The following is a 13,080-nucleotide window of genomic DNA, read 5'->3' on the forward strand; positions in this document are numbered from 1 at the left end:
CCAGGCGTTGAACGGCCCGCCGGCCCGGACAGGCGGTCGCCGCGGCGTGCGTAGGTCACACTTGGCTAATTGCCGACCATCTCGCTGGTGTCGAGCTGAAAGTCGCAAAAGAACTCTTCGACACAGCCGCGGCAGATGGTGGCCTGGGGACCTTCGATCAGGCCCTCGACTTCGAAGGGGCGGCGCCCGCAGAACGAACATCTCAGGCCGGCGGTCTCCGAGTCGTAGAACGCCAGCGCCTCCTCGACCGTGACATTGGTGTCGATCCACCGATTGCCGACGCCGGGGTAGTTACATTCCGCATCCTGCTTGGCGCGCTCGATGGACTCTGCGGTCGAGGCGCCCCTGGAGATCCATTCCTCGTCGCAATGAAAGATCACCGGGCCGGACGGCTCGCTCAGACGCACCGCGATCGCCAGCCGCGGCGCCTGATCCAGGCCCTCGCTCGCCAGAATTCGAGCGCCGGCGGGCAGATAGGGAATATCGTCGACGAAAGCATAGGCGACCACGCGGGCCGCATCGATGACCGGAGGGGGTGGACTGCGTTTCATGCTCTAGGTTAGCTGGATCGCAAGCCGACAAATACAAACTTCCAGTGGCTGTAATCACAACGCAATCGGCGGCGGAGCCGTTCCCGACGTGCGACAAACGACTCGCCGCCCGCGGGGAACAGACGGCGCCGAAGCTGCGTTGAGTTATTTCGCACGAATGTTCGGGTACCACTGTTCTGGTGGTGGAGCGCGCGGGCTGTACCTTTCCTGGTGCGCGCTGAGCACCTAAGTTGCGGCATGCCCACGATTTATTTGCGCCAGGCGGACGATGCCGCGTCGCTCGCGACAGCCCGTGCCTTGTTTCAAGAATATGCCGAGGCCATCGGCACCAGTCTCGAGTATCAGGGCTTCAGTGCCGAACTGGCGGCACTACCCCAACCCTATGCGCCACCCACCGGAACACTGTTGATCGCACGCGTCGATGGGAACATCGCCGGCTGCGTCGGACTGCGTCCGCTCGGTGACGGCGCTGGAGAAATGAAACGTTTGTACGTTCGCCCGGCCTTTCGTGGCGTAGCGTTGGGAAAGCACATGGTAGAAGCGGTGATCCTGCACGCGCGACAGGCAGGCCATCGTGAACTGCGCCTGGATACGTTACCGAGCATGACTTCGGCGCAGGCGTTGTATCGGAAGCTCGGCTTCGTCGAGATCGGGCCGTACCACGACAATTATCTGCCCGGCACCCGCTTCTACTCGCTAGACCTGCAAATGGCCGTTCCGGCTAGAGTTGCGCCAGCTGCGACGCCTTGATGAAGGCCGAGGCGGCCAGCACGAAACTCACGGTGCCGCACAGGAACAGCGCCCCGCTCACATACTGATAGTCAGCCCCGGGCCGCAGCACCAGTTCCCGCACCCAGACTGAATACTTGACCCCGGCAACCAGCATGGCGAGCGCCAGCGCGGCGCTTGCGAGCAAAGCGAGGGAACAGGTGTTGACCAGGACGCGATCGCTCAATGACAGCCCGACCGCGTTCCAACACAGGACCTGGGCGACCACGAACAGTGGTCGCATCTTGGCCAGGTATACGATGCGCATATCGGCGCTGTTTGGCCGATGAGCCCGCGTGGTTACGCCGGGAAGAAATCCATGGGCTTGGTCACCGTGATGGTGCCCACATCCTTGGCTTCGAAGCGGAACAGCTTGATGCGCGCCACCAGCTTGCGCTCCAGCTCGGGATTGTTCAGATCGCTGGAGATGATCTCGCAGCGCTGGATCGAGCCGTCGGCGGCGATGGTGAGCTCGAACACCACCTTGCCTTGCAGGTTCGGCGTGTCACGCAGCGCGCGCTGATAGATCGAATTGATCGCGCCCTGGTTGCGATCGAACACCAGCGCGATCTCTTCTTCGCTGCGCGAAGCCTTGCGACTGCCGGCGCCACGCTGCACGTTGTTCTGGGCCTGCTGAGTGAGCACGGCCGAGGTCACCTGTGTCGTGGTATGGCCTTCGAGTGCGCCTTGACCGCCACCGTAGCCACGGCTCAGCGCAGCGGTATTGATGCCGCCGCTGCTGCCGCCGACCTTCGAAGTCAGCAGCGAACGCTCCGAACGCGTCGCCTCACCCACCTTGCCAGTGAGGTTCTTGGTCTGCGCCGCCTTATCGACCACCGACAGGTCGCGCAGATCGGCGAGCTGATCCATCACGACGGTCATCTGCTTCTGCGCGCGCTCGCGAGCGCTCGGCTGCGGTTGCGGCTGAGGCTTGGGCTGCTCGACCGGCTTGATCGGCTCGGGCTTCTTGTCCTCCACCTTCGGTGGCGGGGGCGGCGGAGGCGGCGGCGCCTTCTGCTCGATCACCAGCTTGACGATGCGATCGGGAATGTCCGGCGCCTTGACGCGGGTCTTCTCCGGCACCGGGATCAAAGGAATCAGAATGGCGAAAATGGCGAACGCGATGAACGCATTGCGCACCACGCGCCGGAAACGGGCCTCGACCTCCTCGGTCGGCGACCAAGGCAAGTCGTAAAGACGATAGTAAGGGGCGAGTGTGGTCATGAGTGGCGGCTCCTTCAGCTACCCACGACGTCGTGCGACGATCCATTGAACGCCGCGGTCCTGCCGCTCGCGCTCGGCGACACCCCCGGAGCACCGCCTTCGCGCTCCACCACGGCCAGCGAGACCTTGCCGTAGTCGGCATCGGTGCAGGTCGCCATGATCTTGCGCAGCACGCTGTAGGGTGTGTCCTTGTCGCCCATGATGGTGACTTCGCGATCCTTGATGTCCTGCTGGGCGGCGTCCACCAGCACGGTGTCGGCCTGGCTCTGCAACGCCTGCTTCAGCGGCTGGATCACCGCCTCCTTGGCATTGACCACGTCCACCAGCTTGGCAATGGCCCGGCCATCGACCAGCAGATCTTCCTTGGTGATCATCACGACCACGCTCGGCCGCGGCTTCTTGTCCGCGATCGACAGCGGAATGTCGATGGACTTGGTGTTCGGCAGGATGTCCGTATCGGAGTTGTGCACCAGCAGGAACACGGTGAGGATCATCAACATGTCGATGAACGGCACCAGCGTCATGTGGCCGGCCGCTTCGGCGCCGCCATGCTGGCGCTTACGATGACGTTTGATTCGGGAAATCACTGTTTCAACCCTCGACCTGGGGCGCGTCTCCCACGGACACATCCGGGAACAACTCGCCGAAGGTCCAGCTGTTTTCGCCCACGCTGAAGACACGCACCGTGTCCATCACCTGCACCAGCGTGTCATAGGCAATCTCCTGCTCCAGCAGGATGGTCGCGTCGGTCTTGTCGGGATACTTGGTCTTCACCAGCTTCAGGTAGTCCTGCAAGCCGGCCAGGTCGTAGCCGCCGCCGGCCGAGGGCACGGTCCTGAGCAGACCGGTGCCGCGGTCGGCGACTTCGATCTTGTCCTTGCGAATGATCACTTCCAGGTTCAACCCCTCGGGCAGGTCCGGCACCGCACTGTCGGCGCCCGGCAGGTTGAGCTCCAGAATATTGGTCTTGGTGAACACCGCGGTGAAGATCAGGAAGAACACCAGGATGATCATCATGTCGATCATCGGCACCACATTGATCTCGTGGCGGCCGCGGTAGCGCGCATGATTGCGCATCATCCGCCGCTGTGCCTTGGACTGAGCCATCGTCTATCCCTTTATGACCGCTGTGTGGCGCACCAGCGTGACGCTTACGCCATCCCGTGGGCGGCGCGGCCGCGCGCGTGCGACGCCGCGGCCAGATCGTCGCTGCCGCCTTCCACGTCCTGACGGCGCTCGACCACCGAGTTCATGAACTTGACCGAGGCGATTTCCAGGCTGTCGATCATCTTGGTGGTCTTGGCTTCCAGGAACATGTGCGCCAACAGCAGCGTGATGGCGACGAACAGACCCGAGGCGGTGTTGTTCATGGCCACCGAGATGCTGGCGGCCAGCAGGCTGGCCTTCTCGGCCGGATTGGCCTGCGCGATCGAGGCGAACGCCGCGATCAGGCCGATGACGGTGCCGAGCAGACCGGTGAGCATGCCGATGTTGGCCAGCGCCGAAAGATAGTGGGTGCGCTTTTCGGTGCGCGGAATGATTTCGAGCAGGCTCTCGTCCATGGCCTTCTCGACGTCGTCGCGCCGCCGGGCGCTGGCGAGACGAGCGATGCCGTAATTGAGCACGGTCGCGATCGACGACTTGGACTTGGAGGTGATGGCCATCACCTGCTTGAAGTTGCCGCTGTTGATCAGCGGCACCACCTGCGACCAGATGCGACGGTTCTGCGTGGTCTCGTTGGTGAGATAGATGGTGCGTTCGATGGTGATGGCGACGCCGACCACCCAGATCGCGGCCAGCGGATACAGGAAGAATCCTCCCTCGCGGAAGAAATTCACCATGAAGTGAACCAGTTCCATCGTCTAACTCCTATGCGGTGCGGTAAGCAAAAACAAAACCAGACAATCGCGCCCGCGCCGGTGGCGACGAGCGATGAGCTGAATGCCGTGTAAGGCTGGCTTTATCGCCTTACATAAATACGCGTGCTGCGACTTACTTCTCACTGCGCTCAGCTGGCGCGGGAGGCGCGTCTGCGCCGCCCCCGCCATCGGAGCTGATGACGCCGTAGTAGGTCACTTCACGACGAAAAACGTCACGATCCACCGGACTCAACGCTTCGTCGAGCAGCGTGTTGAAAGGTTGCGCGGGCAGTTCGCCGAGATCGGATTTCTTCCAGGGGACGATGTACATCACCTTGGGCAGTTCGCGGTTGCCGGTGACCACGGTGGTGTCCAGATCCAAACGATCGTTACGCACGACAGCTTGCGGACCACCCGCGCGTTGCGAGGAGGCCGCCGGCTGCGGTTCGTTCGCGGGCGAAGCTGGCGCCTGCGCAGGAGTGCCGTCGCTCGCGCTGGTGTTGACGGCGGGACCGGCGGCGGTCGCTTCTTCGGACAGTGTTCCCGACTGCTCCGCCGCGCGCGCGGCGTTGGCCAGAACCAGGCACAACATCAACCAAGGCAGAGTGCGGCGCATGCTCATGAGCTCATTCGGCAATCTGGTCGTTGGCGACGTCGTTGCCCACGTCACCGGCTTGTGCACTTCGCGGCTCGGCGCCAATCCGTTTCCTCAACTCGCTCACCCAGCCGCTGACCTTTGCATCCGGCTCATTGGCGAGCGACAGGTAACGTTCATAGGCTTCCAGCGCGCGCTGCGGCTCTTGCAAATACAAATCGCACAGCACGCCGAGATTCAGATGGGCCAGCGCATAGTTCGGATCGATCTGCAGCGCGCGCGTATAGGCTTCGTCCGCTTCCTTGAAGCGCCCCAGCTTGCGATACACGATGCCCAGCTGGTTGTAGGCCGCCGCGTTGTTGCCGTTGCGGGCCACGGCCTCGCGCAACGCCTTGTCCGCCTCGTCGAGTTTGCCGGCTTTGGCGTGCAGGATGCCAAGGTTCAACCACGGTCCGGAATAAGTTGGATACGAAGTCGCGAGCGCGCGAAAGCTCTGCTCGGCCTGCGCCAGATCGCCGGCGGTCATCGCCGCCACCGCGCGATCGAACTGTTGCACTGCTTCGGGCGGCAGCACCGGCTCCGCTGCGACAGCGGCCTGCTCGCGCTCGCGGCCCGCATCCGACTCTGTCGGCATAACTCCGCAGCCCGAGAGCAAAACTCCGAGCAGCGCACCGAGCAGCAGCGCGCGATAACTCGAATGCCCGCCCGGCCCGCCGTGATTAAGGCAACGTCGACACATAATCTTCACTGATCTCGGTCCTGGCGTAACGCGCCGGCACCAGCTTGGCCAGCACATCGAAGCTGCGCTGGACCCACTGGTCGTACACGCCGTCGCCGGTGCGCTGGGCGTTGGTCTCGTGCAATTCGATGGCCTTTTCCTCGAACGGGAACGCCTGCTCTTCCAGCAGCACGTCGTATTGTTCGCGGGCGTCGGCATCGAGCTCCTTGGGCCGCTCGGAGGCCATCAGATCCGCACCCAGCTGCCGATACAACTCGGCCATGCCGAAGGTCGCCTGCGTGGTCACTTCCGCCACGCCGTAGTCGAGCGCCTGCCCGTAGATGGCGAGGGTTTTTTCCATCGCGTTGCGCTTGAGCTTGAGCGACTTGTTGAGCGGCGCGGTCAGCTTGACTGCCTGGAAGATGGCTGCCGGCTGGTCCGCCGTTTCGATGGTCGCCTTCGCCGCCAGATATTTGCTGCGATCGGTGCGCGCGGCGCCGGCCGATTTATCGGCGCGGATGATCTCGTCCAGCCACTGCGAGCGGGTCTTCAGATCGTTCTGCGCCTTGGCCATGTCGGCCAGCTTCTGGCGCGCATCCATCGCCGGATCGAGCGGCGACGGAAACTGCTTCACGTAGCTGGCATACAAACGACCCGCGTTGGTCGGCGATGCAGAGTTTTCATACAACTCCGCCGCCTGCCACAGAGCGGCACGCCGCACTTCGACCGACTCTTCGGCGCGTGCGGCCACTCGCTCCAACTCCGCGGCCGCTTGCGTACCGCGACCGAGCTCGAGATAAGCGACGGCCAGCGAGCGGGTCGCATCCGGAACCAGCTCGTGATTCGGATACGTTTTGCGGAACGCTTCGAGCACCTGCGCCGCGCGATCCCATTGTTTGTTTTGCAACAGGATACTGGCCGCGTCGTACTCGGCGTTGGAGCGCGCCTTGGAGTTGGGCGCCAACGCCGCGACGCGCAGGAAATCGTCTACCGCGCCAGTCGCATCGCCCGCCGTGCGCTTGGCTTCGGCTTGCTTGTAAATCGAAGCCGCGATGCGCTCTTCGATACCGGCCCGATCGGGATCGTTGGCCGGCAGGAAGCCCTGCACTCGCACGTACGCCGACTCGGCCTCCGCGAACCGGCCGCGATCGAACAACGAGTGCGCCAACAACGTGGTCGCCGTGCGCTGGAATTTGCGATCCACCGGCGGAGTGCGTTCCAGGATCAAGGTCGACACTTCGATCACGCGATCGAAATCGTTCAGCGCGAACAGATCTTCGTCGGCCTTGGTCTGCACGCGCGCCGACTCGGGATGTTCGGGGAAGCTGGTGGCGAACATCAGCGCGCTTTCGATGCCCTGCCGATGCCACAGCGCTTTGGACTCGCCCTGCAGCGAAGGCTCATGCTTCTGATACGCCACCAGCGCCGCATAGCCGGCCGCGGCCGACTTGGCGTGCGGCGGATAATCGTAGGCGGTCGTCTCGTACTCGCGCGCCGCTTCGGCGAAGCGCCCGGATTCGAACAACACTTCACCCAAAGTGAAGCGGGTGCTGGCGACCTCGGCGTCCTGCGGGAAGGAATCGAGCATGGCGCGATACCAGCGCGCGGCAGCGGCATAGTTCTCGGGCTTCTTGTCCTTCTGCGCCAGTGCATAGAAATATTCGGCCAGATCCTTCTGATTGGACTTGAGCTGCGCGGCCACTTCGGGAGCATCGGACACGCTGCGCTCGCGCCAGAACGCCGAGCCGAACGCATAGCGCTCGACGAAGGCCTGCTTGCCTTCGATCACCAGCGAGGCAAAGCCGCCCTTCGCATACGCCTCGATGGTGCGCACTTGCAGAGACGGTGCGAAGCGATCGTCGGGGCGACGCTTGGCGAAGGCCTCGTACGCCAGCGCCGCGTCCTGATAACGTTCCTTTTCGATATAAAGATTGCCGAGCGCTTCATACAACTGATGCGCATACGGAGGATCGCCCCGCTCAGCCAGCGCGGCGTCGAGCGATTCGGGCCCGTCGAGATCGGAATATGTGATGGCGATGGCGCGCAACGCGTCGTCGGTCAGCTCGCGCTCCGGCCGGCTCAATGAGTCGCGCTCTCGCACACGACCGTCCTGCACCAGCACGCGATCGAGCATGCGCAGGAAGGCCGAGACGCTTTCGTCGCCGCGCGACTGTTTGAACAGCGACCAGCCGAGCTTGTACAAGCCCTGTTCGAAGAAGCCGGTGTCCGCGCCGGGCGTGGTCACCGCTATGTACGCATTCTCGGCGTCGCGATAGCGACCCATGCTGAACAGGATCTCACCGCGCCGGAATTGAGATTCGATGAACCACTCGCTGCGTGGATACGTGGTCACCAGCTGATCGAGCACGGCCAGCGCCTTTTCGGGCTGCGACTTCGCGCCATAGGCGCGCGCCAGCTGATACATGACGTTGTCGTTGCGCTCGTAATTCGGATAGCCCTTGAGCAGGCCTTCATACAGCTGCACGGCTTCGTCCACGCCCAGACCGCCAAAGGCGTTCTCATCGGCTCGCTCGCCCTCGTCGACTTCGACCTGCAAATCGCCCAAGCGGCGCATGGCCTCGGCCTTCAAGCGCTCGTTCTGCGATTCCATTTCGAGGAAGCGGCGGTACTGCTCGATGGCCTGCTGCGCTTTCACGTCGCTCGGCGGATCGGGCTTGACCTTGACTTCCTTTCTGTCGAGGTCACGAATGGTGCGCGGCTCGGCCGAGAACGCGGGCACGGCGATGGCGCTCGACAACGTGAGCGCGATCAGCATGCGCAACTGCGAAGCGCCACGAGTCATTGCGCGCCTCCCTTGTCACCGCTGCTCTGACTCCTGACATCGCTGGTCGCCGCCTTGTCATAGATCGAGGCGAGCGCGAAGCGCGCCTGCAACGAATACGACGCGAGGCGCTGCTTCTGAGCTTCCAATTCCTTGATGGCGACTGCAGCCAGATAGCGGTTCTGCGCCTGCGCGGTCGCTTCGAGACGCGCGGTCAGACCATCGATGCGCGGTGGCAGCGTGGCCACGCGACGAGCGAACTCTTCGGTGCGCGCCGGGTAATCTCCGCGAGCGCGGTCCACCAGGACCGAGCGGCGGCGCGCTTCTTTATAAGCAACATCCAATTCCCGCAACTCCTTGCGAGCGCGCCACAACCGCGCCTTGTAGCTGGCGTTGAAATCCCACATCAAACGACCACGGAGCAGGCGCGCCTTGTCGCGCATCTCCTGCACCATCGGATCGTTCTGATCGCGACTGGCCAGCATGGCTTCGATCTGCTGCACCTTGGCCCACTGTTCCTGCTCGCGTGAGGTCGCCAGCGCGAGCGCGTCCTTGTCGCGCTCGGCGGCGTCCAGTCGCAGCTCCAATTCGTTCTTGTGCGCTTCCAGACGATCGAGATCGACGGTGTCGAGCGTCTTCTGCAAGCCGGGCACGCGCTGCTCGTACGCTTGCCGGCGCGTATCGACCATGTCTTCGAACGCCTGCACGCTCAACGCCCAAGTGGCGAGATTGCGTTGCATGAGTCGCAGGTCGCGATAGTTCTTCAGGCCTTCCTGGAACTCGTGGGTGGCCAACAGGTGATACAGATAACGAGTCTCGGGCGCATCCGGCAGGTTCTGCAGCTGCCAGTACCAGCCCACCTGGTCGGCATCGTCGTTGTCCATGATGGCGTCGAGCAGCTTGCCGTCGCGGATCGCCCGGATGGACTGATCGATGCGATCGGCCTCGGCCGCGAACGCTTCCACCGCGCTCACATATTGCTCGGCGGCCTGACCGTTGGCCGCGAGTTGCGCGTAGGCATAGGGAATCGCCAGATACGACTCCTGCACGGCTGCATCGAGGATGTCGCGATCGCGCAGCTCCAGCCACGGCGCCAGCGCTTTGGTGTAACGTTTTTCGGCGGAATCCGCCCAGCCCACCGCGAGCAGCGCCTTGTTCGATTGCGGACCTTCCAGGCGCACCCGCTGCAGCACTTTTTTCGCGTCCTCGGGACGATTGGCGTTGAGCCAGGCGAAGCCGAGCGCGAGATTGGCCTTGTCGCGCAGCGCCGCCAGCTCTTCGGTCGGCGCGGCGATCTGCCCGACTTCGTTCAACAGCTCGGCCGCTTCCTCGACGCGCTCCTGGCGCACCAGCGCCACGCCGATGTTGAAACGTGCATACGACGACCACACGTCGCCGCGGTTGCCCACCGGCTGCCAACGCTCCAACGCGCGAATCGCTTCGTCATAGCGACTCAGATACATCAGCACCTGGGCTTCGAGCAGATGGCGCTCGGGCTCCAGATCGCCGGGCAACGCGCCGCGAATCGAGCTCAGAGCCGTGGCGGCGTCCTGCAGATAGTTGCGCTGATACCAGACCTTGGCCAGATAGAACCAGGCGCGATTGCGCACATCAAGCGGCACGTTGTCGTTCAACAACGCCTTGAAGATGCGGCCGGCTTCCTCGTGCTGGCCCAGGGAAAGATACAAACCGCCCTTGAGCAGCTCGGCCTCGACGCCGTGATGGGACACGCGATCGAAATCCTGCGCGGCGCCCAGGCGCGTCAACGCCTGCAGGTAGTCGTCCTGGTAGAAATAGAACAGCACGTCGCCCCAATGCAGGTCGCGCACCACTTGCGGCGTGCCGACCAGCGGCCGCGGCTCGGAAGGCGTGTTCTCTCTGGCGCTCGCCCCAGTCGCTCCTAGCGCCAGCAGCACCGCGACCAGCAGTTTGTTACATCGGCCCGGCACGGGTTATTCCCATTCCTTGACGATGAACTCGGGCTGCGCCTTGACCGCGCGATCGCTGATCTTCAGCTCGACGTATTTGGCGCCGACGCCCTTTTGCAGCTTGACGGTCGCGCCGCGCCGATAGTCGCGCGCGTTCGGGCCCTGGCCGGTGAACAGCGCGATCAGTTCATGCTCGCCCGCTTTGAGATTGCCGATGAACACGCGATGCACGCCGCCCTTGAGCAGCGCCTGCGCCTCGCGCTCGGTGTACAGATAGTTGGCGACTTCCTTGTTATCCAGCTTCAAGGTCACCGAATCCAGCGCGAAGAACTCGCCCACGTCCATCGACACGAACACCGCCACCTGCGTGTTGGCTGGGAACAGCAGCTCCTCTTCCAGCACGAACAGCTCGCGGTTCAGGTCGAGCACTTCCTTTTTCAGCGACTGCACTTCTTCGTCGAGGCTCTTGAAACTGTCGCCGCCAGTTGCCGGCGGCGCGCTGGTGTCGAGCATCGGTGCGGTGGTTGCGCCAGCAGCGCTGATCGGTTGCGCGCTCTGGCTGTCCACATTCTGGCCGTCCATTTGCTGGGAGCCCACCTGCCCGGCCGCGAGCAGCGTGAGCAGGGGCAGCAACGTGGCGATCTTCTTGAACAGGCTCTGGCGCAGCATGGATGTGTCCGGGAATTCTTCCGTGGGGCTCGAAAGTTCGTTGGCGACTTCGATACGAGTTCGATGTGCGTGGCGATGCGGATCCGTTGCAACTGGTTCGACAGCGCTTATTCGTTCAGCAACTCACGCAGCTTTTCTGTATAGCGCGTTTCATAGCCGAGCTTGTAGCCCTCGGATACGTAGCGCACCACACCTTCGCGATCGATCAGCACCGTCAGCGGCATGGTGCTCGCCTGATAGGCGCGGCTCACATCTTTGCGCGCATCGAACAGCACCGGATAGCTGACGCGCAAGGTGGTGGCCATTTCGCGCGCCGCATCGAGATTGTTTGGTTCGTCGATATTGACGCTGAACAGCACCAGTCCGGCGCGGCGGTACTTGCTGTAGATCTCATCGAGCAGCGGCATTTCCTGGCGGCAGGGACCGCACCAGGTTGCCCAGAAATTGATCAGCACCACTTCGCCGGAGTGCTCGGACAGGCGCACGTTGCCGCCTTCCCAGGAGCGCAACGCGAAATCGGGCGCAGGCTGGCCCACCAGCGCACCGGCAGGCACGCACAGTGCGGGCGCGAACAGCAGCCACGCCAGCAAGACGAAGCGAGGCAGGCGCGCGGGCGCCGGAAGCGTCAACCAGGGTTGTGAGAATGGTGACATCAAACTTGTTCGTCGCCGGACGCGCGGTGGCAGCCCGTTCGGCGCCTCCGCTGAAATGGCGGGAGGCCGGCGCTGGCAACCCCGCTGTCCTAGGAAAATTCCCTTAGACCGGTGGCTTTGCGTCCCCACCTTTCGGTGAGTTTGCCTTTGTTGAGGTCCGGCCACGCCAGCGCCTCTGACAACGCCAGCTAGGGTGCTATACGCAGCGCAAATATGTCAACGAACGAAGTGTGATGTCAGCGGCGCAAAAGCGCCATCGGCCTGTGATTGACCGCACACTTCGACGGTCTGTCGGTCGGCGACGACAACCTCCTCCGCCGCTTGTATCCGTACGGAGACGACCGACAGGTATGGAGGCGGCCGGAGGGAGGGTTCCGGCCGCCTCGCTGTTCGAGCCTATGTCAGATCGGCGCCTTGTGAGCGACGTACTCGGTCGACGCCGCCGTCGCCTTCCACATCGCGATCATGTCGGGCGTGGCCTCCTGCGACAGCGTCTCGTGGTCCGCAGGCAGTGCGATCTGCATTGTCTGCTCGACCGCAGGCTGGCCATACAAGAACGAACCGGCGGCCGCGGCAGTGCCAAGGGTCAACATTGCAGCGCCAAGGGCCATGTGCTTTTTCATGATGTCTCTCTCGCGAAATCGGTAATGGTTCAGAAATATTGGCGATGTCGGATTCAGACGAGCAGCGGACGCTTGGTGCCCGATTCACCATCGGCCAACGCGAGCAGCGGACGCTTGGTGCCCGACTCACCATCGGCCAACGCGAGCAGCGGACGCTTGGTGCCCGATTCACCATCGGCCAGCGTCAGCAGCGGGCGCTTGGTGCCCGACTCACCATCGGTCAGCGCCAGCAGCGGACGCTTGGTGCCGGATTCACCATCGGCCAACGCGAGCAGCGGGCGCTTGGTGCCCGATTCGCCATCGGTCAGCACAAACAGCGGGCGCTTGGTGCCCGATTCACCATCGGCCAGCGCGAGCAGCGGGCGCTTGGTGCCCGATTCACCATCAGCCAACGCGAGCAGCGGGCGCTTGGTGCCCGATTCACCATCGGCCAGCGCGAGCAGCGGGCGCTTGGTGCCCGACTCACCGTCGGTCAGCACAAACAGCGGGCCCTTGGTGCCCGATTCACCATCGGCCAGCGCCAGCAGCGGGCGTTTGGTGCCGGACTCGCCGTCCGCCAGGACAAACAGCGGGCGTTTCGTGCCCGATTCGCCATCAGCCAGCAGCGGGCGCTTGGTGCCCGACTCGCCGTCGGCCAGCTGCGCGCCGGTCGCGCCGGTCTGAGACGCAGCAAACAAAACAGACGCCACCGCCATCGAAATCGCAAATAC

Annotated in this window: 15 protein-coding genes and 1 riboswitch; of the genes, 1 reads left to right on the forward strand and 14 read right to left on the reverse strand. The window is 63.5% G+C overall.

Annotation, left to right across the window (positions count from 1 at the left end; translation table 11 throughout):
- Positions 1-65: 65 nt before the first annotated feature.
- Positions 66-551 (reverse strand): ClpX C4-type zinc finger protein, encoded by a 486-nt coding sequence (locus JM946_RS21475; RefSeq protein WP_203169426.1) that lies wholly within the window; start codon positions 549-551, stop codon positions 66-68.
- Between the two features lie 237 nt (positions 552-788).
- Here JM946_RS21475 and JM946_RS21480 point away from each other — a divergent pair, with 237 nt between their 5' ends.
- Positions 789-1,301 (forward strand): GNAT family N-acetyltransferase, encoded by a 513-nt coding sequence (locus JM946_RS21480; protein ID WP_203169427.1) that lies wholly within the window; start codon positions 789-791, stop codon positions 1,299-1,301.
- Here JM946_RS21480 and JM946_RS21485 read toward each other — a convergent pair.
- The 13 genes from JM946_RS21485 to JM946_RS21545 form a co-directional block, all read right to left on the reverse strand.
- Positions 1,273-1,587, reverse strand: a complete 315-nt coding sequence (locus JM946_RS21485; protein ID WP_203169428.1) for a hypothetical protein — start codon at positions 1,585-1,587, stop codon at positions 1,273-1,275. The two genes, JM946_RS21480 and JM946_RS21485, sit on opposite strands and share 29 nt — an antisense overlap.
- Before the next feature lie 32 nt (positions 1,588-1,619).
- Positions 1,620-2,543, reverse strand: coding sequence for an AgmX/PglI C-terminal domain-containing protein (locus tag JM946_RS21490; protein ID WP_203169429.1), 924 nt, complete (start codon positions 2,541-2,543; stop codon positions 1,620-1,622).
- Positions 2,544-2,557: 14 nt separating this feature from the next.
- Positions 2,558-3,130 (reverse strand): ExbD/TolR family protein, encoded by a 573-nt coding sequence (locus tag JM946_RS21495; protein ID WP_203169430.1) that lies wholly within the window; start codon positions 3,128-3,130, stop codon positions 2,558-2,560.
- 4 nt (positions 3,131-3,134) lie between these two features.
- Positions 3,135-3,650 carry an ExbD/TolR family protein gene (locus JM946_RS21500; RefSeq protein WP_203169431.1) on the reverse strand — a complete coding sequence of 172 codons (516 nt, stop codon included), beginning with the start codon at positions 3,648-3,650 and terminating at the stop codon, positions 3,135-3,137.
- Positions 3,651-3,694: 44 nt separating this feature from the next.
- Positions 3,695-4,402: a MotA/TolQ/ExbB proton channel family protein gene (locus JM946_RS21505; protein ID WP_203169432.1), complete on the reverse strand. Its 708-nt coding sequence runs from the start codon at positions 4,400-4,402 to the stop codon at positions 3,695-3,697.
- 133 nt (positions 4,403-4,535) lie between these two features.
- Positions 4,536-5,024 (reverse strand): hypothetical protein, encoded by a 489-nt coding sequence (locus JM946_RS21510; protein WP_203169433.1) that lies wholly within the window; start codon positions 5,022-5,024, stop codon positions 4,536-4,538.
- Between the two features lie 4 nt (positions 5,025-5,028).
- Positions 5,029-5,631, reverse strand: a complete 603-nt coding sequence (locus JM946_RS21515; RefSeq protein ID WP_203169434.1) for a tetratricopeptide repeat protein — start codon at positions 5,629-5,631, stop codon at positions 5,029-5,031.
- An 85-nt stretch (positions 5,632-5,716) separates the two neighbouring features.
- On the reverse strand, positions 5,717-8,518 hold the full coding sequence (locus JM946_RS21520; protein ID WP_203169435.1) for a tetratricopeptide repeat protein: 2,802 nt from the start codon (positions 8,516-8,518) through the stop codon (positions 5,717-5,719).
- On the reverse strand, positions 8,515-10,446 hold the full coding sequence (locus tag JM946_RS21525; protein WP_203169436.1) for a tetratricopeptide repeat protein: 1,932 nt from the start codon (positions 10,444-10,446) through the stop codon (positions 8,515-8,517). Before JM946_RS21525 ends, JM946_RS21520 begins: the two co-directional genes overlap by 4 nt.
- A 3-nt stretch (positions 10,447-10,449) precedes the next feature.
- Positions 10,450-11,094 (reverse strand): AraC family transcriptional regulator, encoded by a 645-nt coding sequence (locus JM946_RS21530; RefSeq protein ID WP_203169437.1) that lies wholly within the window; start codon positions 11,092-11,094, stop codon positions 10,450-10,452.
- A 107-nt stretch (positions 11,095-11,201) separates the two neighbouring features.
- Positions 11,202-11,747 carry a TlpA family protein disulfide reductase gene (locus JM946_RS21535; RefSeq protein WP_203169438.1) on the reverse strand — a complete coding sequence of 182 codons (546 nt, stop codon included), beginning with the start codon at positions 11,745-11,747 and terminating at the stop codon, positions 11,202-11,204.
- A 71-nt stretch (positions 11,748-11,818) separates the two neighbouring features.
- Positions 11,819-11,903, reverse strand: a riboswitch (cyclic di-GMP riboswitch).
- 245 nt (positions 11,904-12,148) lie between these two features.
- Entirely contained in the window at positions 12,149-12,370 is a 222-nt protein-coding gene (locus tag JM946_RS21540) for a hypothetical protein (RefSeq protein ID WP_203169439.1), read from the reverse strand.
- A gap of 53 nt (positions 12,371-12,423) precedes the next feature.
- On the reverse strand, positions 12,424-13,065 hold the full coding sequence (locus tag JM946_RS21545; RefSeq protein WP_203169440.1) for a hypothetical protein: 642 nt from the start codon (positions 13,063-13,065) through the stop codon (positions 12,424-12,426).
- Positions 13,066-13,080: the final 15 nt, after the last annotated feature.

Origin of the sequence: Steroidobacter gossypii (assembly GCF_016801985.1) — a bacterium.
Taxonomy (GTDB): Bacteria; Pseudomonadota; Gammaproteobacteria; order Steroidobacterales; family Steroidobacteraceae; genus Steroidobacter; species Steroidobacter gossypii.